A 20,957-nucleotide genomic window follows, 5' to 3' on the forward strand; every position below is an offset into this window, starting at 1 on the left:
TTTAAAAGGAAAAGGTTTTAAGAAAGATCTTCACCGAAATTTTTTACTTCAATGTCGAAGTTAGCTGCGATGGCATCAAGGTTAAGTTTCATGTCTGCGCGGGGTATTTTGCGGCGCATGTGGGTAGCGAACGATTTGTTGTATTGGGAATAATTGAACGGGCTTTTATCAATTTGAAAGCGTCTTTTTAAATTATTCACGCTTTTGAGGTAATCATTGAGGCATTGGGCGAAAAACGCGGGATCCTTTCGTAACAGGTAGTAATAGGTCATGAAAAAACTGCCGTTAATCATGATTAGTGGCCGGGTATTAAATGGCCGTAGCAGGTCGGCGGCCTTTTCATTGACGTATTCGTTGACCCCGTTCATATCGAGGTTAGCGTCTGAATAGACAATGATCGGGTAAATATTAATTTTCTTGACGTCTTTGAAGGCTAATAAGGTCTTTAATTCTTGATCGTTGGCCAGGTACCCGAGTTGCCGGATGATCTGGTTCAGGCCTTTTTTGGCGCCCAGGAAGTTTTGACCGATGAAATCCTGGAAGTCGGGGAAGCTTGCTCTGTCCAGCCCGTTGGCATTGAAGTCGGTCATTTTGACCTCGATCACAAATACGTTGTTGCCCGCTTTGACGTGGTAATCCTGGTACTTTTCATTGCTGACGATACGATGGTTCCGATCGCTGAAAATGGTGTTGATGAATCTGCCCACAAAATACCGCTCAAAGAAATGAAGCCCAAAATAGCTTTTGAGATCATTGTATTTTCCATCACGCAGCGAGGTGTTTTTATATAGGGAAAATAAGACTCCCTGGTCTAATCCATAAGTGAAATAGTTGTTGTCTAATATTAGCAGGCGCTCGCTATCGAGTTCGTAATAGGGCTTCGGCACCAGATCATAGTGCAGGGACAGCGGGCGTCCTTCAACCAGGTCTTCCTTGCGGAGGACAAACTGTTCCAGTACCGGTAAATATTGGCCGTTTCGTTCCAGGATATATTTGGCCTGTTTATTATTTATGAGGATTCGCTCTATGAGGTTTAATAAAACACTCGCCAGACTCCAAACATTAGGGATTTCCAAGGCTTTGCAATACTCGGATGCCGGCTCTTTTAGCCTGGCATCATCGGTTAAAAATTTACTCAGGAACGCAAACTTCAATAAAGTGTTGAACTTTAAGAACCGCTCGCGGCGCAGGTAATATTGCTGCTGGATATCCTGCCTAAATAAGCCCTCAAATGTTTCAGGGTCGGCTTTACTGGTATAGAAGTATTCATTATAAGCCAGGATCGCCTTAAAAAGATCAGCCGCAAATTCCTTGCTATTCATCGTTTCTCCGGGCGTATAATTTTCCAGCGCCTCCTTGATGATCAGGGACATCACCGGCCCGGTAAACGCGCTTTGGTGCGCGCGGTCGATCAAGGCCATCAATTGGACCGTGATGTCATTTACTTCTGGCAAACCATCAAAGATCGCCTCTTTCAATACCCGCATATTTTGTATCAGCACTTCCTGTTGGAGATAAAGGATCGCATTGATCTTTGCCAAACGGAGCAGGATCAGATCAGTCGGGTATTTCCGCAGTAAATCAAACGGGCGTTTAGGTGGCGCCTGCCCGAATGCCTGTGAGTAATTCATCACTGCAATTAGATTTGTAGCTCTCTTTTTGGTGAGGTGCATTAATAGTGTGCAAAAGGTTCATCAAGTAATACTAATTGTTCCTGGTTTAAAACAGAACGGGCGGCCGGGTACAAGGCGATGATCTGACGCGTAGCTAATTGCAAATAAGGAATGATATATTCGACTGCCATGCTGATATAATGCAGTTCGGTTTCCGTTTCTACGCCGGTACCCCGGCGCTGTTCGATAGTACGGTAAAAGGACATCGGTAAGGTATGGGTTTGGACAGAGAGCAGCCGGTACATGGCTTTTAGATCCGACTCACCGGTTCCCATGCGCTGTTCGATCGCTTCCCGGTTGAGGTAAAAGGCATGCTCGCCTTTTAGCAGCCTTTTTTGCTCGTTTTCAGAAAAAGTCAGGAAGAAGTTATTTTGCCGTAATACCGCGCGCAATTCATCAGCCTGTTGTTCAAATTTCGGCAAATCTTCTCTTATGACCTGGAAATCTGTCAGTATTTTTTTACGGGTCAGGCAATCATGTAAATTAAAAAGCTGTAGCCGGCACTGCCACTCGGTGTCCGGTATCTGTTCAATGCATAAGTAAAAATAGGCGTGATAATTTTCAATAATGTTACGGGCAAGTGTGGCGACCGAGGGGGTATCCCAGTTGTTGAAAGCTGAGGGAAAAATACAGTTGCCTGGTAAGAGCTGGACCAAGCTGACGCTGGTCACGCAAAGTTTGGCGAATAGTACCGAAGCCCAGAATGCCCGGTCATCAACAGGTTGATGATGGATACTGCCGGAAACGGTTGTCGCTAATTGGACATAATTTTCGCAAGCATTGCGGGCGTATTCGTAGGCAGGTCTGTTTTCATTCATGATTGGTTATCTCCTATTCCATTGTATCGCCATCACGGCCTTTTGCATTTTGTGTTTCAAAGAAAAGACCATGCTGCGCAGCCTATTTGCGTAGTGGTACGCTATGTCGGAATTCGATTTTCTTTTATATTATCTGACCGGCCTGAACCGGACTTCGTCCATCAGCAAAAGTATTTATGACAAATTACCCGGGCAACTAAAACACACCTACGTAGTTAATTTGATAAGTATTCAGCGATGATTGAGTAATCTCTATCCAGTTGGAAAGATTGGATAATATTTTGGATGCGTTCGTTTTTAACAAGACCGATTTGACGCTCGTTTTTAAAGGGGGCCAGCCAGCAGTCAAATCCATCCTGAAGGTTCTTCTCGCCGGCATTATGGTGGCTGAAGATTAAAAACTGATTGGTCGCGACCTGACGATAATAAAGTAGCAAGTCCTTGCCAAGAGTTTTACCTTGATCATAAGTTTGTTTAAAGCCTTTATCCGTCAGCATATCCAGCACTTGGCTGACCCGGTATTTATGCCGGTAAATACTGTCAGCATTCAGTTTATACTGATGAATTTCTGCTGCGGTCAATTCAGTTTTTAAATATCGTCGGTAAAGATTATTCGCTTTGATAGGCATTGTCTGAAAATACCATTCGAGGAGATCATTCCTATTCAGGTCACCCGGCAATTCGCTGGAATGTACGGTTTCGAGATAGTCTTGAAACCAATCCTTCATCTGTTCTAACCCTGACGGCTTGATGTCATCGTTCAGCTTTCGGAAAGTGGCTATCTTTACACCAATAGCCATTCGGCCAAATCCTTGAGCTGCCAGCCAACGGTAAATATTCCCCTCCTGGCCCGGCGAGCAGGTCGCTTTAAAATTACCGGGTTTGGTTTCATGAAAAGAAACGAAGTCGTTGATTTGATAAGGCTTGTCCATGTGAAATTATAAATAAGTAACAATATCGGATTAAATCGATAAAGGTTAAGGGTTGTGAAAAAAAACACCTAATTGGATTTGATGCCAAACTAACCTACCTTTAGCAGGTTGACCTAAAGCCATTGCCTCATGGACCATGATAAGTTTAAAAAAATAATCGAAAGTTGCCATTTGAATTTCCTGATAGGTTCTGGCGCGTCAAGAAATTATTTCGCCACGCTGGGTAATGTAGAAGACCTGCTTACGGAACTTTCAAAAATGCCGGCGGGCAAGGAAAAAAACATTTTAGAAACCTCTATCAAAAAGGATTACTTTGACAAAGCGATAGCGGGCAATCTGTTCATCAATAACAGTGCAGAGATCAAAGATGCAGTAGTTGCTGACGAGCTAAAAAGCACCAAAACCAATTACCAGGAATTTTTGGTGGCGCTTAATATTATCCTGCTGCGCCGGCGGAGTAATATTATCAGCAGGCAGGTCAACCTGTTTACGACAAACATGGACCTGTTTATCGATGTGACGCTGGAAGAGATCAACCTGGAATACAATGATGGTTTTTCAGGCAAGCTTAATCCGGTTTTCTCCACCAGCAATTATCATAAAAGCATTTTTCAAAAGAGCCCACACTATGACAATAAAGCGGAATTGCCGCTTTTTAATCTCTATAAAATGCATGGATCAGTTACATGGAAAAGTGACAGTAGCCAGATCGTATTTGACAGCCAGTTGCAAATATTGCGTGACATTGTCCAAGTAGAACTTAAAAAACCAGTAATCAGCGAATTTTTGGATGGCGACAAACCTAAAACTATAGAAGAATTAACTGCCGAAGCAACGAAACTGGAAGAAGATGTCAGCTTTAGCACCTTTCTCAATGCTTATGATAAACTGGAAATCATCAATCCAACGAAAGAAAAGTTTAGTACAACAACGGTACAGTATAACTTCTACGAGTTACTGCGTATGTATTCCAATGAATTGGAAAAAGAAAATTCCGTTTTGTTCGTGCTGGGATTTTCATTCGCAGATGAACATATCCGTGAAATTACAAAACGGGTGGCTAACTCAAATCCAACTTTGCTGATCTGTATTTTCGCTTACAACGATAGCTCGAAAACAGATATTGAACAGAAACTCAATATGGGTGAAATCAAATTCAAGAATGTTGAAGTGGTCACCGCAGGCTCCTTATTCGACCTGAATGCTAACTGGTTTAAAAAGCTGGCCATGGAACTCGATGCTGACCAGTTCACCACTAAAAAGAACGACATCATTGTCAATGTAACCTTACCCAAAGCGGAACAGGCATGAGTACGCTAGATTCCATCCTGAAGATCGGCGCGGTGGTATCTGTCCGTGGCCGGAGCGTGGAGATTAAGGTCGATTCAGCTAAAAACGCTTCTCATTTGCTCTATAAAGGCGAACTGCTTAAGAACGTTTCCGTAGGCAGTTATATCAAAATCGCCAAGGGATTTACACACTTGGTCGGAAAGATCGAAGGGGAATTTGTCACCGAAGTTAAGCCCAGCGACTTTCGAACCTATACCAGCGAGCAGGAAAAAATCAAGAGGCTGCTGCAAATCAGTCTGATCGGCTTTTTAGAGGGTAATGTATTTAAACAAGGGGTCAAGGAATTACCCTTGGTAGACAATGAAGCCTACTTACTGACGCAGGATGAATTCAACTTCGTGCATAAGTTCGTTAAAGATGATGAGGAAACGTTCATTCTCGGCAGCTTAGCGCAGGAAAAAGGCAAAGCTATAGAGCTAAGCATTGACCGGCTATTGGCAAGCCATATCGGGATATTTGGAAATACGGGCAGTGGTAAGTCTTATACACTTGCTAAACTATACCACGAAATTCTCTGTAAATACAAGGACGAGCCGGCCTTTCAGGAAAATGCGCGGTTCTTATTGATCGACTTTAACGGCGAGTATATGTCGCCGGAAGATGGTCAGCCGGATGATGTCATCATTGCTTCCAAATATAAACAGGTATACCGTTTGTCGACTGGTAAAAGCGGCAGCAAGAAAAAATACAGGTTACCTAACAAGGTTATCAATGACGAGCAATTTTGGTCTTTGATATTGCATTGTACGGAGAAAACACAGTCACCCTTTATTTCGCGCACGCTTAAAAGCGAGTTCCTGGAAAATAACATCCAGACTAATGAAGGCTTTCAAAAGCTAATCGCTGTAACACTGGAACACATTACAACAAAGGTTAGCCAAAATCAGGAAAAAAACCTCGTGCTTACCTTTCTTGAAGAACTCGCGAAGTTTGGTATGGCCGATAAAATCAATAACTTTAAAGCCTTTTACCGCGATTTACGCACCAATCTTCAATTTCACAGCAAAGACAAATATTTTTATTATAATGGTGTTATATCCACGACGGCGGAATTCCTTCCCTTGCTTCGTGAAAAAGTTAATGTCTTAGAACCAGACATTAGCGGACTATCAGTCATTCAAAAAATACGACTAAAAATCATCTTTAATTTTTATTATGAGATCCAAAACGGATTTGCAAATAAAGAACACATTGGTCCAGTAATGGGCCGGTTGGATGATCGCATCAACGATTTAGAAAAGGTGATTGAAATCACTCAGGAAAAAAATGAACCATGTATTTTGTCCGTTGTTTCGTTAAAAGATGTAAACATTCAAATGCGAAAAATATTACCGATGGTGATCTGTAAACATCTCTACGAGGAAAAGAAAAGCAAGATCGAGCGGGATAAATTTCTTAATATCATTATCGATGAGGCTCATAACATTCTTTCATTTAACTCTGACAGAGAAAGTGAAACTTGGAAAGATTATCGACTGGAAGCATTCGAAGAGATTATCAAAGAAGGCCGAAAATTTGGCGTATTTCTTACAATCGCCAGCCAGCGCCCCTCAGATATTTCTAGTACCATTATCTCCCAATTGCATAATTACCTGTTGCATCGTCTCATCAATAATAAAGATATAGAAGCCGTAGAAAAGACGATCTCTTATTTGGATAAGGTTTCATTCGATTCCTTGCCGATTTTGCCTCAGGGCAGTTGCATACTTGCCGGGATCTCGGCGCAATTGCCGGTCATTATTGAAGTGGGCACCATTCCGGATGAAAATAAACCTTTTAACGAAACGATGATCCTGACCAAACACTGGCGCGGGGAACTCAAAGCTGATGACGATCAAGCTGAAGCTGCCGCAACATTATGATTTATCGTGAAGGTGAAACAAGATATACAGCATCAACAAATAAGGCCCTGCCTGATAGAAACTATGTGTTTCTCCGTGTAGCATAGGATTACGCGGCAGATTTAGTCGTTCTGAGACCTTATGCGGTGTAAAGTTTTCCGACGGAATACCTTTATCGGTCAATTTCTTACTGGTAAAAGTATCGATTTCATTTAATGCTACTGAGATCGGTAAGTTAGTTTTTTGCAGGTATTCAAATGCCGATTTAATCGTGAGGTCCGGCTTTTTAGGCTCATATTGCTTGACATACATTTTCTTGGCTTTATCAAAGAAGTTATATTCCAGCGGGCGGAAGCCCAAATGGTGTTTGGCATAATATTCCAGCACCCCAAACATGAAAGTCGTACCAAGAATGCCCTTTGTAAAAGGTTCATCAGCCATGATCTGGGAAGCGGCTTCCCGAATGGTTACCGTTAGCCAGGGTTTTATATGATCTTGCTGGTATTCGTCAAAAAAACCTCTAATAAACCATTGCACATCGGCAAGCCACGCTGTATAGGTGCCATAAAAGCTCCGGCAGAGGATTAGTTTAGCGAAATAACATTTGAGCTCCGGGTCTGCCTCTTGATAGATAATAAATTCGCTTATCAATTCCGTGCCGGTATTGTAATCGGGATACTCGTTAAATTTGCGGTCCTCGATCAGTCGCTGATAGTCAAGGATATTAAGCAAGGTCTTCATATCTCGGGATTTGGTATACTGTAAGCGGAAAATAAGTGGCCATCATTTCGTTGGAGCATTGGATCAGGGAAAAGCGGGCGATGTTGGAGTCATATTTGTCCATATGGTCTTCGACCGGCAGATCTTCGACTAGTGTTGAGGCTACTGCAAGCACGTAATTGATATTTTTTTTGAATAGCCGTTTAAATTTACTGAGGGTCAGGTCGTCGTAATTCCGGCCTGAATTGACCAGTTTATCATAAAAACGATCCAAAAAGCTGCTGTCTTTGCCGTTGGTAGCTTCTTTTAATCGTCGGGCGGAAATGAGCACCTGGTTGGTCAATTCCCGTACTTTGGAATTGAAGCCAGCTTTTACATGGCATAAATACAATCCTTTTTTATCGTAATACAGTACATCACAAAGTTCAACGCCATCGACGATCAGCGCGTCGCAAACGATATAGCCTGCTTCCAGATCGTATAGGTGATTGTATTCCCGCTCCTGGGCCAGTTCTTCTTTATCCCAGGGGAATTTCAATATCTCCGGTTTGGCGCGGTAAGTACGGAAAATATGTTGGGCGTTAGTGATCAGGTCGGTAATAAACTGATCTTTCAGAAAATACCACTTGGTATCGATCAGAAACACCGGGCTATTCTTGTAAGAGAATTCTGCGCCAAAATGAAACATGAACCCTGAGCTTGTAGTCACCTTATCGCCTTTCAGCGCTGCGATATGTACGCCCCAAAGGTAGTCGCCGAATTTGTATTCATTGGTCATTCCGACTGTTGACACCGCCTGATCCATGACCCGGCGGAAGATATCGTCACGGTTATCTAACGTAGCAAAGAGCTTATAGCCGCCTTCTTCCGTTTTTTCTTTCAGTTGATAAGTTTCCGCTTCGTAGAACAGGTCGATACGGTTTGGATTGCAGAAATCAAAGTCAAAACGATCGCTGGCCAATCGGCTGCCATTATAAATGAAAGCGAGATTATTATAAAGTTTATGAATCAGTAGCTTACGTAACTCATAGACCTCCTCGTTATCATTGATAGGTTGGTAGGAACTGAGGTACTCTTTAGGCGGGTGCGTAGCTACCAATGCTAAATCTTCGATCAATTGGTGCAAGCCGTCGAAATCCAAGTTCTTGCCGATTCTAAACCCTGCGCCAACAGTCAATTGCAGCCGCTCACGTTCTTTACTTTTTAAGCGGGGGAAATATAAATCCGTAGACTCTCGGCAAAGTTTAACGTGGATTTCTTTAGGCAGTTTTCCAAACCGGGTAAAATTGACAATGCGGTACTCGTTCCGAAATTGTTCGTTCATACCAATGCGCTGACCGGTGATGCCCCTTGTACGGATAGAAGTTAACTCATCTTTATCGGGCTCGATAATGCGGTCATAGGCCGTTAGACCGAACGAGTGATCGATATAAGGAATGATCAACATGTAGGCACTGCCTCCAACCACCACATATAATTGAAATTCTGTTTCGACAAAAAGTAGCAAGGATAACTTTTGCTGCATGAAATCATTGCCCTCGGTAAGTTGTTCAGGTAGAAAGTCAGACCAATCCGACTCGTGCTCGGCGGTGTTCATCAAAAACAAATAATAGGTGAAATCATCGCGCTGGAAAGTGGACAATTCATCGGGATCAAAGATTTGATCGAACTGTAATTTCTTCCGCCCTTTATTGACGATAAGTTCAATGATTTCCAGTGTAGTCAGTCCTATTAATTCATGATGCTCTTTATGGATCTGATAAACGTTCGGTGTGATCGCCATAGTATTTATTGGTAACGGCTTAGTTCATTTTGAGGGACCAGTGGGTAGGTGAGCATAGCTTTGAGGTCTATGAAATCGATATCGCGGCCGCTTTTGGATTTGTCATTAGGGAAAATCATGCACAAGAGCCGTGCGCCGGTTTGTTCGTCGATCACGATCTTGTAACAGGCTTCCGGTACACGGACTGTATTACCGGGCTTGATGCGTTTGTCTTTGAAGATAGATCCGGCGACGATGAACAGGTGTTTGGTTTTGGACATATCTCTGATGCGGCCTTCCCATTCCAGCCATTTACCGTGGTTGAGCTCGGTAGTCTGCGGTACACAGTTATAATAACAAAAAGTCTTTTTCTCGACCGAGCAACTGCCCGCAAAATCTTCCGCATTCGCCAGGTGGCCACGTTCATACTGGGAGTTGGTGTAGTCGTCGTTAGTGGCCGTCTGTTCACCACACTGTGCAAAGGAAAAATGTTCTACGTTACGGTCGCAAGGGCCGCCGCCTTTATAAAGCTTATAGGTAACGTAGAGTGGGTTTTTAATCGCGAAGGAATAATAGGATTTGTAAATACCAATATCGATCACTTTGTCGACACGTTGCGCGTATGTAAAGAGGCCGTAGCAGGAAACTGCAACAAAAAGGAAGCTGAATCTCAAAATAGGTTTCATGATAAATTGGTTAGGTAAGCCGATATAAATATAAGTTATATTTGATTAACTTAGAGTACCTTATCTATCGTTATGGCCAGCAAAAAAACTGATGAAAAATTACCGCTGATCAATGCGCATACGCATATTTTCAACGGGCCTTGTATCCCGCCTTATATCGGTAAAACTTTTGTGCCCTGGCCGCTATACCAAATTTTCAGTGTTACCCTGATCCTGAAAATTTGTAAGTTTTGGTTTACAGACGACCTGAAAAGCCCTTATAAGTGGCGGTTCAGACCCTGGTACAAGAAAGTTCAAAAAGCTTTTTACGATTGGCGGATGGGCATCAGCAGGTCTTGGTGGTTACATTACCCTGCGATGGTTTTTAATATATTGATCGTTTATCATGGCTTGGTCTATATCCTTGCGGGACTTCGCTTACTACCGAAAATCATCGCCTGGTTAAGCGCACACTATGCATTTTATGACGGCCCCTCAATTTTCAGAATGCTGGTTGTTGCTTTCATGCTGTTATTCATCAAGATGGGGCGGGACCTGACATTTTTCATCCTGAAAAAAGTGTGGTCCGTTATGCGTATCCTGCCGGATAAAAAGACGGTGGAGTTTATCGGGCGGTATGTCAACATCGGCCGCTTTTCTTACTATGAGAACCAGCAAAAGATATTTGCCAAACTCCAGGTACAATATCCTCCCGGCACCGGTTTCATTATCCTGCCCATGGATATGGAATTTATGCAGGCGGGCCAGGTAGCCCCAACCATGTACGCTGACCAAATGGCGGAGTTAGCCAAAATCAAACAAGGCAAAGAAAATATTTTCTATCCGTTTGTGGCTGTTGATCCTCGGCGAAACAAAGTGGGCAAGCAGGACTTTTTTGAATGGTCAAACGCGGGTAAGGGTAATGTTGTACTCGACGCTTGCTTTATCAAAGATTATATCGAAAAAGAAAAGTTCAGCGGCTTTAAAATTTACCCGGCTATCGGCTATTACCCATTTGACCATCAGCTATTGGCCCTCTGGAAATACGCAGCCGACGAAAACCTGCCGATCACCACGCATTGTATCAGGGGCACCATCTTTTATCGCGGCAAAAAAGAAAAGTCATGGGACACACACCCGGTATTTCAGGAAGCCATGGCAGACAAAACCTACCGTCCCATGCTGCTCAAACAAATGGACAATGTGGATTTCATTAACAACTTTACCCACCCGCTTAACTACCTCATCCTTGTCGAGGAGCGTCTCCTGCGCTTAGTCGTCGCGACTGCCAACGATAAAATTCAGACCCTGTTTGGTTATAACGGACCAGATAACCCGATGGACTATGACCTCAAGCATCTCAAACTATGCTTTGCCCACTACGGCGGTGACGACGAGTGGAAGAAATATTTTGAAAGCGACCGCGACTTTGTGACCAAGGACATTATTACTATTCCAGCAAAAGGCATCAACTTTTTCAAGGACGGTCCGATCAGTGAATCCTTTGGCACACTGGAAAACATCTGGAAAGGCACGGACTGGTACTCGATCATCACCAGCATGATGTTACAATACGATCATCTGTATGCCGACATCAGCTATATCATACATAACGACAGTATAGTGCCCTTGCTTAAAGCCACCTTAAAGAACAAAAACCTAAAATCAAGGGTGCTATTCGGCACCGACTTTTACGTGGTCCGCAACCACAAAAGCGAAAAACAAATGCTGGCCGACATCCAGGCGGTGTTAACCGACGACGAACTCGACGCCATCGCCAGGGACAACCCGCGAAGCTTCTTAAACATTACCACTTCAGTTGCCATTGTCGCAGAATCGGTTATCTGATCGACCACTATGAGCACATAATGGATAATTCGCAGGAACTTACATCTTTCAAGAATGACTCTGCTCCTGATAAAAGGAGTTTGATACGTTCGTAAGCGGCTTTTTGATTCGTAGTTTGATTAGTAGATTTCAAACCTGGTTGTACGATTGTAATTTCAACCGGGATTATTGGATTATCGAAAGAATCTAAAATGGCTTTGATTTGTGCCAAAGTCCCTTTTTTGATTTTTGCACTGCTGTCATTTTGGTCAGCCCGGTCATAGATTTGTTTGACTAATAAACCTCTATTGGCCCAATTAACCGACTTGACCGCCTGTCCACAAACTTCATAGATATCATCTATGCTACAGTTTGGTTCGCTGCCACTTTGCTTCTTGCAGTGCCAAAACTGTATTTTCCCTTTTTTAAGCCCAATTACATCGGCAATTTCAAGGGAACCATGATCATAGAACACAACATCATAATCCTGAGCTGCCAATTCAATAATATAATCATGTATAGATAAGTGCGTATTACCTGCAGCAAGATTTGCTGCAACATCATCACTGGTATAAAACTCCTTAGCCACATTGACATTGGCCGGCCAAACATGAGCTTGCAACTGATCATCGCTGATTGTCCGCAACTTGTCGGTATTAAATTCAAATAATACACGTCCCACTAATTTGGACAGATCTTCATAAAAAAGATTAAGCGGGCTTTCATTCAGTAAGGCCAGGAAAGCGCTTGTATTGCCATAATGCGCACCCCGTGTGATCGCCATTTTATGCCGGGTATCAGCCGCGTATTCAAAACTTGCCCGCGGTTCGAGTTTATACTCAATTTTACAAACAATATCATTTTTGGAAATTTCGATCGTGGTAACGGAAGTGCTTTGACTAACCACCTGTACTTCACAAGAGCAAATCAAAGCCCCTTCCACAGGCTCTTCATCTTCATCAAGAAATACGATCGAGGTTAACTTATAATATTGTTTGGCATCCCAGTCTGTAAAAAACACCTGTAAATCCGGAAAAGCACTCACCACTTTGCCGCTATCCAGATCGGACAACGGGGATTCCAATTTATCCATTTCTGGATCGCCAACTTTGCGCGCGATGTTGTTACACCACTCGACAAAATATTTGATCTTATTATCCTCCAGGCACCATACTTTTGAACTCGTACTAATACCCAGTAAGACATCTTTTTGCAGAATAGTGTCAAACGCACCTCCGAAGGAATGTCCCCTCGTATAACTGTATTTATCAGAAGGTAAAACCCCCAATTGAGCCTGTGATCCCAAAATTTGTTTATAGGATTCACTGTTCCCTTTGGTTTTCCGGCTTTTTAAGCCAACATTGTACATTTTCGGTTCTTTCCAACCGGCCATCGCTCTTTTTAAGAGCGTCATCGGTATCATATCATGCAGCGTGCCCGGTGTTAAGTATTGCTTGGCAATATGTTCGTAAAGTTCAGTCTCTTTTATCGTCGCTCCTATAAATAACATCGAATTATCTTTGTCGAAATAGATGACAAAGAATTCGTTTTGAACATCTTTCAACGTATCGTCTTTCATGTACCACGACGGTGTCTTTAACTCCGACACGATATGTAAGGCGACATCGTGGGCCTGGCTGACATGGTGATGCCGCATAACCGGATTGCTTAAAGCATCAGTGCCGGAAAAATCAATTTGTTTGTGAATGTCGATTGGATTATCATCGTCGTTATCAGCTGAATGTGGGCGAGGAATAACTTTATAAACTTTGGCATGAAAAAAAGGCCTGAGATCATCATCTTCTAAAGAAATCGGTTCTTCATACTGCAAAGCAATTAGTGGTTGTTGTTCTGTATTATCTTCAAAAGAGTCAAAGAACTCCTGCTCGTCTTCCGTTTTTTGTATTTTGAGTTTATGAAGATCGGGCAACACGACAGACCAATCTTTTGTATCTTGTTTGTAAAGCTGGTGGGAATCGATTTTAAATTCATGTTCACCGGCGATCAAAGTAGCCACGCTACCGCCTGGCGTATTGGTACGGGAAATTCTTCCGACAAACTGCAAAGTAATCGCCAGCGATTTATGCGGAATGTGTACGGCAGCGATCTTTAGTGCGGGGAAATCATAACCTTCACCCATCATGTCAACGCAGATCACACCATCAATTTCTCCAGTAGTAAGTTGTTTGATCCGTGATTTAACGGTTGCATTCCCAAGCTTACTGTGAATAACCACTAATTTTAGCTGTGTGTGTTGGGCGTATATATCAAAAAGCTGGTCTGCATCGATTTTTCTATCAGTTCTGATGATAATTCTGTGGTCGCTATGGGATCTTGCGCTATATACTTCCTGGGCTTTCTTGGCGATAGCGATATTCTTATCGTCAGGTGTTGAAAATAATTGTGTATTTACAGGCACAAAATTGATCTTGCTGAATAATTTATCCTCATAAGCCTGCTTTAAAGAATAGTTGTAAATCAGCCGTGCGCGGATGTCTTTTTTATCCCGGCGAAATGGTGTGGCCGTTAATAATATTTGCCGGGCTGACGAAAACGCTTCTAGGATATTAACCCAGGAACCCGCCCGACTATGGTGTGCTTCATCGACAAATACGAGATCGAATGCTTCTTTGCCAACAGTTTCGCCCAGGTTTTCTAAACGATTCAATGTGCCGGGAATGGCGACAATTACATCGTAATCTTTTAGAATTTTGGCCCAAGCTTTCTTATCATCAATAATATTAACTAACTCGTATACTTTCGGTAATTTCCGACCGCCCGGAATGATCCCCTTATCAACCAATAGTTTAGGGTTCCGAAAATTTTCGACGATCTGCTCCCTAACCAGCTGGCTGGGCGTAACTACCAAGATCTTACTGGCATTCATCGCATAACTTAATACGACCATCACAGCGGTCTTGCCGGTGCCGGTGGGCATGGTTATTAGCCCGGGCTCATAACGTACACTGAAGTGCGCCAATGCGGCCCCGATCGCTCCGACCTGGTTTTTGTATAATCCTTGTTTGCCGTTTTTTTGTTCAAACAAATGGATTTGATCATGTCCTTTCTGGAAGCAACTCATGGTTTAGATTGATTAGGATAAGTGAATGTCAAAGGTTTAAGCCATTCAAAGATAGACGATTTATTCGTTGTATATTTATATCTATTATTTGTTCATATGGTCGAGTATTATAAGTTGTTTGGGGACCTGCCCGAGGGGGATTATGAAAACGGTGTAACGTTTCTGGAGCAGGAGTTGCGCTATGAACTTACTGCGGCATATGAGCAGGAATTTGTAGATGCCGATGTGCGACATTTTAATGATACGGAGCGACGGCTATATACACTATTCTTTGATTGCACGCAGGATTATGAGAGTGATGATATTTATGCCCGGGCCGCACGGGTCGTTTTTGTTTATGGGCGGTCATCGGCGGCGGCGGGCAAAAGGAAGCATCACCGGATGCAGCAGTTCCTTGGCGCTTTTAAGGATCAGCCAGAGTACGTGGGTTATGACAAAGGGCATTTCATCGCGCATTGTAATGACGGACAGGTCGATCAGAACTTGTATCCGCAACTGCGGGAACTGAACCGTGGTTTATCGTCGCAGGGTAAGTTGTTCCGTTCCATGGAACGCTATATCCAGCAAAATGAGGGTGTGTTCTACTTTGTCCGCCCGATCTATAATGACCTGACCTGGATACCACACCAGATCGATTTTGGCATATTTACCAAAGAAAAAGGTTTATTACTGAACCGCTTTGATAACCGGGTTTTGAAGAATGAGTGATAATCCTATCGTGCTGGATGTAAGTCATCCCTTGCTGATCAAAAGAGAGACCTGGCTGAAGAAACGGTTGCAGGAGGCACTTAACCAGCCCTTTATTTCTTTTAGTGAGGTTATTTCCAAGTATGGGATGGGCATTTATCTGATTTATGACGAAGAGGAGCTTTTGTATATCGGTATGACTACCCGCCCGGGGCATAACCGTATCAAAGAGATTATTGGTGGTTTCCGTAAACATACCCTTAACCGTAAGCTAATGGCACAGCAGTTCCGGCACCATGGTTATACCATGCATGTGCTAAGCACAAAGAATCACAAACGCGATTGGATCGAGAACGGGCTGATTAGTACTGATAAATTTAGGGAGGTTCAGCGCGAGGTCAATCAAAAAATCAAACAAACGCTGCGTTTCAAGTTTTACGAGTTTAAGTATATTAACATCGAATTTCTGGAGCACTATGCCATCGCCACACTGCAACCGCTTTATAATGATTAAGAAAATCAGGCCCGGGCGGTAAGACGGGCAACGGCACGCTGGAAGACTTGTTCGGCTTCTGTTTCGACGACCCGGATATAGTTCTCGTTCCAGGCTTTAAGGTCTTTGTAGAATTGGGCACCGGTTTTAGCGATCTTTTCGTCGATCTTGGGAGTAAATTGCGGCCTGAAGCTGAAACGCCAGCTCGGATCACGTTTCCGGTCTGCCATATATTGGGTTGCGTTTTTCCGGATATTGGAGAAAAGCAGTGTTCGGTCCATACCAGCCGCGAACTCTATCAATCGTTTGAAATTTAGCTGACTTGGTGTTGGTTTGGCGACTTTGGTCGTTTCTGCTACGGCAAACGGCCTATCCGGCTTCGGATCCAATTTAGATTCGATGCGGGTCAATAATTCGATGATCTGGTCAAGTTTATCGGCTATGCTCATGATGCAAAGTTAAGGTGGTCAAGTATTTTACGGGGAATTATTTAGTTTCGTAGTATGCCAGAAAAAAAATCAAAGGTTGCCGAGATCAAGACCAAGCCGACGGCGGTGAGCGTGACGGATTTTATCGGCACGCTGCCGGATGAGCAAAAGCGCAAAGACAGTTTCATGCTGGTGGAGATCATGCAACAAGCCAGTGGTGAGATACCGATGCTGTGGAGCAATGTCATTGTCGGTTTTGGTTTGAAACGTTACGTAAGTCCGGCCAGCGGCAGACAGGTGGATTGGTTTAGGATCGGTTTCGCGCCGCGCAAAGCGAACCTGACGATTTATCTGATCGACATGAGCAGGCACAAAGCAGCTTTGCAGCACCTCGGCAAGTTTAAGACGGGCGGTGGGTGTTTGTATATCAATAAACTGGCAGATGTGGACCCGGTGGTGCTAAGCGCGATGATCGCAGCGGCATTAAAATAGATTATTTACTTTGAAGTAATTTATTTAGTAAATTCGTTTGTTGATTTTCCCATATGGCTACGCTGGATGCGCTTTCTGACCAGGAATTGCTGGACCTTCTGAGGTCGGGTGACCGACTTGCGTATGAGGAAATCTATCACCGGTATAAGTTCGTGTTGCATAATCATGCATGGAACAAAATAAGAAATAAAGAGGAGGCGCAGGATGCTTTGCAGGAGGTGTTTGCGAAGCTTTGGGCGCAGCGGGGTACTTTAAACATCGGCACAAATTTATCAGGTTACCTCTACAGTTCAGTGCGTAATCAGGTACTGAACCAGATCGCGCGGAAAGATGTGCAGGGGCGTTATATTGCTTCGATTCTAGCTTTTGCGGAAACGCAGCCAGTGGTAACAGACCATCGCGTTCGCGAGAATCAATTGAGGGAACTGATCGATCAAGAGATCGCTGCTTTGCCGCCGCGAATGCGGGAAGTGTTCGAAATGAGCCGTAAGGACCATTTAACTTATAGAGAGATCGCGGCCCGCCTGGGCACGAGCGAGGAGACCGTGAAGAAGCAGGTTTCGGGAGCACTGAAGGTACTGCGCGTCAAGTTGGGGATTTTTGTCTACTTGTTTTATTTATTCCATACCCTTTAACCGATCATTCTTATGCTTTGCTGGACGACCTCTTTAAGGAGCGGGCGTAATTGTTGAAGGAGTTCATCCGCACCTTTTTCCCCGGCATAAGTTGCTACAATACCGGCAAACCGCTGGTAGAATGGTTTTTTTCCAAGGCCGAACGAATTCAAGATGTCTTTGTAGTCGTTTTTGAGTTCGTCCACTCTGTTAAAGACAACTTCTTGTCCCATCGCTAGTTTATCCAGTTTTTTGATGATGGTATTGACTTTGTTTTTGATGATTTTGATCTCCTCCAGTGTGAACGCATTTTTGTCGATGCCGACCTGCGCCTTTTCCAGTTCCCTGACCAGGAAGTGGGTCACATCATCTAACAAAACATTGGTCGGGGCATCATTTTCATAGTCCGATTGAATAATGTCCCGTTTTTCGCCCAAGTAAACTAATAGTTCAGATATGAAAATTGCGCGGTCTGTTTTATGTTGCGACGCCTTTTTTAATTCTTGTTTGAGAATGATCCAAAATCCGCCCAGGTCGTCACGTTCGTCATTCGCATAGTCATACAGCGCAGTTTCAAATAGGATATTATCCTTAAGCCAGTGCGTTTGGCGTTTAATCACTTCGGCAAAGGTGGATTCATCAAATACGATCTTATATTCGGTCATTGGAGTTATTTAAGGCGTGTCTTTAGGGATCAGGCCGATATCTATGGCGATATCGCGGGTGAACTTGGCTAGCGGACGTTTATGGGTATCGGCGGAATTGGCGTAGTTCCCGATCAGTAAACGGTTGATCACTTCGTCATTAACAAAGATCTTTTTAAAACGGTGCCGTAATATGGCTTTGTAGGTATCCGTATAAGCTTCCGCTTTCAAAAGCAGTTCTTCCGCGATATCTACCTGCGTTTTGTAGATGCCCTGGATATCAAAAACGGTATCGAAAGTTTCAAAACCGGGAGCTGCGGACGGCTCCGTAAAACCAATATCAATGAGTTTGATGTCACGCTTCAGAATGAACTTGGCTTGACTGGCTCCTTTTAAGGCAAAGGTAAAGGGCGACGTATGTTTCGGCACCTGATCATATAATTTGAAACTGACTTTTTTGATGCCTTTGGCCAAATTACAATTGGCACAGACCGGGTATAAATTATAGAGCGATATACTGAGGCATGGGCTCCCTGTTTTCGAGTGATAATGATCCGCCTGGAATTTGGCGCGGTAGCGTTTACCTTTTTTACTTTTACGACGTTCAACAGTAATAGCGAGTATAGAATTGCAATATACGCAGCTCTTGATGCCCAGAGCATGGAAATACTCGGGGTAAAATGTTGAGCGCAAACCACTATAATCAAGCAGTTTTAGCAGCTTATCTCTGAATTTTACATAACCTTTAGCTAACTCCGCGGCGCCGATCTTCGCTTCAAATTCGGCCTGCATAATAGCCAGTTGGTCCGGATGCGCCGTGATGATCTCATCCAGGTGGCTGAATAACATTGCGATGTATTCTTGTTGTCTTTGATCAAGCGGGCCATTACATAAGTCGCTTAATGCCGCGTATACATAAGCTTTATGGTCATCAATCGCCGTTTTGCGGGCGGCAATGATCTTGTCGACATGGCCTATAGGTATCGAAATCATACTTTATCCAATTTTGCAGCTTTTATCGCCTGTAGGCGGCTGATCTCTTTATCGATCTCATCCGGTGTCAGCAAGAAGGCCTGGGTGTATAATTCATTTAAGCTGGTTTTAATCAGCGGTTCGCCGAGCATATCGATAAAACGGCGGACCTTGATCTGGTCCCACTTGGGGTAACGGGTTGCGGGCTTGTTTTTTTGGTTGCGCTGGATCACCCACATTAAATAATTGATTGCGGATTCGATCTGTTCTTTGGCGAACTCCCCCATGTAGCCCTCCGTGTCCAGGAAAAAACTATTAGCTAATAGGTCGTGGATATTCCCGCCGAAAGTCTTGGTTTCGCTGCTCACCTGCAGGGACCTGCCCTCTCTCACATCTAAATATAATGTATGCTCTTCCGGAATGTCTGAAAGAATGAAAGGAGAATGAGTAATAAAAAGCAGGTTGATCGATCTGATCGACTTCAGCCGGGCGGCCGCGATGCTGGCCAACAAGTCTTTAATGAACCGGCGCTGGAGGTCGGGATGATAGTAAAGTTCTACCTCGTCAAAGATAATATTGATGTGCTGATACTTTACGAGTTTCGTGGGAGTGTCGGTCGGTACACGCTGGTATTGGTATTCCTTCACCGAGTCGAGGTTACGCAGGTGATAAACCAGCGAAGAAAGCGCATAGATCTTTTGTTTTTCTCCCGAACTGAGTTTTTCCATGCGGTCCTCGGAATTGCTGAATTCGATATCAATGGCAAAAAAAGAGGGGGGTAAAAGTTCTATCGTCGGAATATCGTGCTTGTCCTGGACCGTTTTGATACTTGCTGCTAAAGCGCCGATCGGTAATTCGAAATTTTCCTTGTCTTTTGGGATGATATCGAATTTCAGGAAATTGATCGCCTGGCGCAGTTTAAAGGTGATGTGGCTGTGATCCGCATATAAGGTCTCGATGTATTTTCTTAGGAGCTCGCTTTTGTGCATGCCGAAGAAATTCGGGAAACGCCGATATTGCTTGTAACGCTGGGCGATACTTTTCAATTTTCTAATGATGTATTCCTTGGCGAGCCGCTGAAGATAGATATCATTGCTGACCTGAAAACCCGGTTCGTTAAAAAAGATCTCGAACAATACCGGAAAGATGCGGTGGCTCAGATCATTCGAATTAGGGAACACAATCTCGCCGCTTTTTTTATTGACTTGGAACTTGCTGGCATCCATGGTGAAAACGGCCTTTTTGGCGGTCTTGACGTTATTTTTAAAGTAAAGGATACCTGAGCCGTCGCTGAGCAGATTAGTGAGCAACCGGGCTTTAGCCAGATAGTTCTCGGAATTGATGTTGATATTGCCTTCTGAACGGTACGGGTTGAGGACGACCGGGGTTTGGTAAGAATCGTTTTTATGGAAAATAGACTTGATCCAATGACCAACTTCCCGGGAATTCAGGCCATACATCGAATAGTTGATGACGATGGTATAGAATAATTCGGCCAATTGTTCCCGGTAGTTGAAATGCGCCGAAGCTTGGAATCCCCGGCCGTTATTGTTGAACTGGGTCAGGTGGAAGAAATTTCCAATACTGGTGATCTTGAAGAAACGCCCTTTGAGCCTATAGTAGATTTCTACGTTGATATTGGCTTCGGGCGTGTAAGGAACGCCTTCTTCGTCCTCTTTATCGGTCAGTCGCAGGCGGCGCGATAGGTTATAAAGTGCGACATAGAGCAGTTCGACCAGGCTGCTTTTGCCCGCACCGTTCTTACCCACAATCGCACTTATATGCACGTCGATCTTGCCGACATTATAGATCTCAGGCGGAAAATTGGCAATAACCTTGATCTGCTCCTGATCTTTATACGTATCGATATGATAATTTTTCGACAAATAATAGATCTCATTTATGGTCAATACTTTGACATATTTGGCCTGGCAGTCGGTTAAGGGTCTGATTGCAA

Annotated in this window: 18 protein-coding genes; 7 read left to right on the plus strand and 11 right to left on the minus strand. The window is 43.7% G+C overall.

Going from position 1 to position 20,957, the window contains the following annotated elements:
- Nucleotides 1-17 precede the first annotated feature (17 nt).
- The 3 genes from ACFGVS_RS03155 to ACFGVS_RS03165 form a co-directional block, all read right to left on the minus strand.
- On the minus strand, nucleotides 18-1,673 hold the full coding sequence (locus ACFGVS_RS03155) for a hypothetical protein (protein WP_439697412.1): 1,656 nt from the start codon (nucleotides 1,671-1,673) through the stop codon (nucleotides 18-20).
- Nucleotides 1,673-2,491 (minus strand): DUF5677 domain-containing protein, encoded by an 819-nt coding sequence (locus tag ACFGVS_RS03160; RefSeq protein ID WP_439697413.1) that lies wholly within the window; start codon nucleotides 2,489-2,491, stop codon nucleotides 1,673-1,675. The genes ACFGVS_RS03155 and ACFGVS_RS03160 overlap by 1 nt, the downstream gene beginning before the upstream one ends.
- Before the next feature lie 215 nt (nucleotides 2,492-2,706).
- Entirely contained in the window at nucleotides 2,707-3,423 is a 717-nt protein-coding gene (locus ACFGVS_RS03165; protein WP_439697414.1) for a hypothetical protein, read from the minus strand.
- Nucleotides 3,424-3,552: 129 nt separating this feature from the next.
- Here ACFGVS_RS03165 and ACFGVS_RS03170 point away from each other — a divergent pair, with 129 nt between their 5' ends.
- Complete coding sequence (locus ACFGVS_RS03170; protein WP_439697415.1) at nucleotides 3,553-4,734, plus strand: SIR2 family protein; 1,182 nt, start codon at nucleotides 3,553-3,555, stop codon at nucleotides 4,732-4,734.
- Nucleotides 4,731-6,635, plus strand: a complete 1,905-nt coding sequence (locus ACFGVS_RS03175) for an ATP-binding protein (RefSeq protein ID WP_439697416.1) — start codon at nucleotides 4,731-4,733, stop codon at nucleotides 6,633-6,635. The genes ACFGVS_RS03170 and ACFGVS_RS03175 overlap by 4 nt, the downstream gene beginning before the upstream one ends.
- On the opposite strand, the gene ACFGVS_RS03180 is transcribed toward ACFGVS_RS03175, so the two are convergent.
- The 3 genes from ACFGVS_RS03180 to ACFGVS_RS03190 are packed head-to-tail and all read right to left on the minus strand — an operon-like array spanning nucleotide 6,630 to nucleotide 9,782.
- The gene (locus tag ACFGVS_RS03180) at nucleotides 6,630-7,355 is read right to left on the minus strand and encodes a hypothetical protein (protein WP_439697417.1); all 726 of its coding nucleotides are present in this window, start codon (nucleotides 7,353-7,355) and stop codon (nucleotides 6,630-6,632) included. The two genes, ACFGVS_RS03175 and ACFGVS_RS03180, sit on opposite strands and share 6 nt — an antisense overlap.
- Nucleotides 7,339-9,117, minus strand: a complete 1,779-nt coding sequence (locus ACFGVS_RS03185; protein ID WP_439697418.1) for a DUF6119 family protein — start codon at nucleotides 9,115-9,117, stop codon at nucleotides 7,339-7,341. Before ACFGVS_RS03185 ends, ACFGVS_RS03180 begins: the two co-directional genes overlap by 17 nt.
- A 5-nt stretch (nucleotides 9,118-9,122) precedes the next feature.
- Entirely contained in the window at nucleotides 9,123-9,782 is a 660-nt protein-coding gene (locus ACFGVS_RS03190) for a DNA/RNA non-specific endonuclease (protein WP_439697419.1), read from the minus strand.
- A 72-nt stretch (nucleotides 9,783-9,854) separates the two neighbouring features.
- On the opposite strand from ACFGVS_RS03190, the gene ACFGVS_RS03195 reads away from it, so the two are divergent.
- Entirely contained in the window at nucleotides 9,855-11,609 is a 1,755-nt protein-coding gene (locus ACFGVS_RS03195; RefSeq protein WP_439697420.1) for a hypothetical protein, read from the plus strand.
- 7 nt (nucleotides 11,610-11,616) lie between these two features.
- On the opposite strand, the gene ACFGVS_RS03200 is transcribed toward ACFGVS_RS03195, so the two are convergent.
- Nucleotides 11,617-14,670: a DEAD/DEAH box helicase gene (locus tag ACFGVS_RS03200; RefSeq protein ID WP_439697421.1), complete on the minus strand. Its 3,054-nt coding sequence runs from the start codon at nucleotides 14,668-14,670 to the stop codon at nucleotides 11,617-11,619.
- A 96-nt stretch (nucleotides 14,671-14,766) separates the two neighbouring features.
- Here ACFGVS_RS03200 and ACFGVS_RS03205 point away from each other — a divergent pair, with 96 nt between their 5' ends.
- Entirely contained in the window at nucleotides 14,767-15,378 is a 612-nt protein-coding gene (locus ACFGVS_RS03205; protein WP_439697422.1) for a DNA/RNA non-specific endonuclease, read from the plus strand.
- The gene (locus ACFGVS_RS03210) at nucleotides 15,371-15,871 is read left to right on the plus strand and encodes a hypothetical protein (protein WP_439697423.1); all 501 of its coding nucleotides are present in this window, start codon (nucleotides 15,371-15,373) and stop codon (nucleotides 15,869-15,871) included. Before ACFGVS_RS03205 ends, ACFGVS_RS03210 begins: the two co-directional genes overlap by 8 nt.
- Nucleotides 15,872-15,876: 5 nt before the next feature.
- On the opposite strand, the gene ACFGVS_RS03215 is transcribed toward ACFGVS_RS03210, so the two are convergent.
- The gene (locus ACFGVS_RS03215; RefSeq protein ID WP_439697424.1) at nucleotides 15,877-16,299 is read right to left on the minus strand and encodes a hypothetical protein; all 423 of its coding nucleotides are present in this window, start codon (nucleotides 16,297-16,299) and stop codon (nucleotides 15,877-15,879) included.
- A gap of 54 nt (nucleotides 16,300-16,353) precedes the next feature.
- Between ACFGVS_RS03215 and ACFGVS_RS03220 the strand changes: the two genes are divergently transcribed.
- Together ACFGVS_RS03220 and ACFGVS_RS03225 are read left to right on the plus strand one after the other, a co-directional pair.
- Nucleotides 16,354-16,770 (plus strand): DUF1801 domain-containing protein, encoded by a 417-nt coding sequence (locus ACFGVS_RS03220; RefSeq protein ID WP_439697425.1) that lies wholly within the window; start codon nucleotides 16,354-16,356, stop codon nucleotides 16,768-16,770.
- A 53-nt stretch (nucleotides 16,771-16,823) separates the two neighbouring features.
- Nucleotides 16,824-17,405 carry an RNA polymerase sigma factor gene (locus ACFGVS_RS03225; RefSeq protein WP_439697426.1) on the plus strand — a complete coding sequence of 194 codons (582 nt, stop codon included), beginning with the start codon at nucleotides 16,824-16,826 and terminating at the stop codon, nucleotides 17,403-17,405.
- On the opposite strand, the gene ACFGVS_RS03230 is transcribed toward ACFGVS_RS03225, so the two are convergent.
- Genes ACFGVS_RS03230 through ACFGVS_RS03240 form a run of 3 tightly spaced genes read right to left on the minus strand, consistent with a single transcriptional unit; the run spans nucleotide 17,402 to nucleotide 20,886 of the window.
- Entirely contained in the window at nucleotides 17,402-18,049 is a 648-nt protein-coding gene (locus ACFGVS_RS03230; RefSeq protein ID WP_439697427.1) for a hypothetical protein, read from the minus strand. The genes ACFGVS_RS03225 and ACFGVS_RS03230 overlap by 4 nt on opposite strands.
- Nucleotides 18,050-18,058: 9 nt before the next feature.
- A complete protein-coding gene (locus ACFGVS_RS03235) occupies nucleotides 18,059-19,021 on the minus strand; it encodes a hypothetical protein (protein WP_439697428.1) in 963 nt (320 codons plus the stop codon).
- Complete coding sequence (locus tag ACFGVS_RS03240) at nucleotides 19,018-20,886, minus strand: AAA family ATPase (RefSeq protein ID WP_439697429.1); 1,869 nt, start codon at nucleotides 20,884-20,886, stop codon at nucleotides 19,018-19,020. Before ACFGVS_RS03240 ends, ACFGVS_RS03235 begins: the two co-directional genes overlap by 4 nt.
- Nucleotides 20,887-20,957 lie beyond the last annotated feature (71 nt).

The sequence above is a fragment of the Mucilaginibacter sediminis genome (assembly GCF_051903035.1).
In the GTDB taxonomy this organism is placed as follows: Bacteria; Bacteroidota; Bacteroidia; order Sphingobacteriales; family Sphingobacteriaceae; genus Mucilaginibacter.

What these genes read in the sequence shown, in the direction of transcription:
- ACFGVS_RS03155 (WP_439697412.1), bottom strand. Translation starts at nt 1,673, where the DNA reads ATGCACCTCACCAAAAAGAGAGCTACAAATCTAATTGCAGTGATGAAT.
- ACFGVS_RS03160 (WP_439697413.1), bottom strand. Translation starts at nt 2,491, where the DNA reads ATGAATGAAAACAGACCTGCCTACGAATACGCCCGCAATGCTTGCGAA.
- ACFGVS_RS03165 (WP_439697414.1), bottom strand. Translation starts at nt 3,423, where the DNA reads ATGGACAAGCCTTATCAAATCAACGACTTCGTTTCTTTTCATGAAACC.
- ACFGVS_RS03170 (WP_439697415.1), top strand. Translation starts at nt 3,553, where the DNA reads ATGGACCATGATAAGTTTAAAAAAATAATCGAAAGTTGCCATTTGAAT.
- ACFGVS_RS03175 (WP_439697416.1), top strand. Translation starts at nt 4,731, where the DNA reads ATGAGTACGCTAGATTCCATCCTGAAGATCGGCGCGGTGGTATCTGTC.
- ACFGVS_RS03180 (WP_439697417.1), bottom strand. Translation starts at nt 7,355, where the DNA reads ATGAAGACCTTGCTTAATATCCTTGACTATCAGCGACTGATCGAGGAC.
- ACFGVS_RS03185 (WP_439697418.1), bottom strand. Translation starts at nt 9,117, where the DNA reads ATGGCGATCACACCGAACGTTTATCAGATCCATAAAGAGCATCATGAA.
- ACFGVS_RS03190 (WP_439697419.1), bottom strand. Translation starts at nt 9,782, where the DNA reads ATGAAACCTATTTTGAGATTCAGCTTCCTTTTTGTTGCAGTTTCCTGC.
- ACFGVS_RS03195 (WP_439697420.1), top strand. Translation starts at nt 9,855, where the DNA reads ATGGCCAGCAAAAAAACTGATGAAAAATTACCGCTGATCAATGCGCAT.
- ACFGVS_RS03200 (WP_439697421.1), bottom strand. Translation starts at nt 14,670, where the DNA reads ATGAGTTGCTTCCAGAAAGGACATGATCAAATCCATTTGTTTGAACAA.
- ACFGVS_RS03205 (WP_439697422.1), top strand. Translation starts at nt 14,767, where the DNA reads ATGGTCGAGTATTATAAGTTGTTTGGGGACCTGCCCGAGGGGGATTAT.
- ACFGVS_RS03210 (WP_439697423.1), top strand. Translation starts at nt 15,371, where the DNA reads ATGAGTGATAATCCTATCGTGCTGGATGTAAGTCATCCCTTGCTGATC.
- ACFGVS_RS03215 (WP_439697424.1), bottom strand. Translation starts at nt 16,299, where the DNA reads ATGAGCATAGCCGATAAACTTGACCAGATCATCGAATTATTGACCCGC.
- ACFGVS_RS03220 (WP_439697425.1), top strand. Translation starts at nt 16,354, where the DNA reads ATGCCAGAAAAAAAATCAAAGGTTGCCGAGATCAAGACCAAGCCGACG.
- ACFGVS_RS03225 (WP_439697426.1), top strand. Translation starts at nt 16,824, where the DNA reads ATGGCTACGCTGGATGCGCTTTCTGACCAGGAATTGCTGGACCTTCTG.
- ACFGVS_RS03230 (WP_439697427.1), bottom strand. Translation starts at nt 18,049, where the DNA reads ATGACCGAATATAAGATCGTATTTGATGAATCCACCTTTGCCGAAGTG.
- ACFGVS_RS03235 (WP_439697428.1), bottom strand. Translation starts at nt 19,021, where the DNA reads ATGATTTCGATACCTATAGGCCATGTCGACAAGATCATTGCCGCCCGC.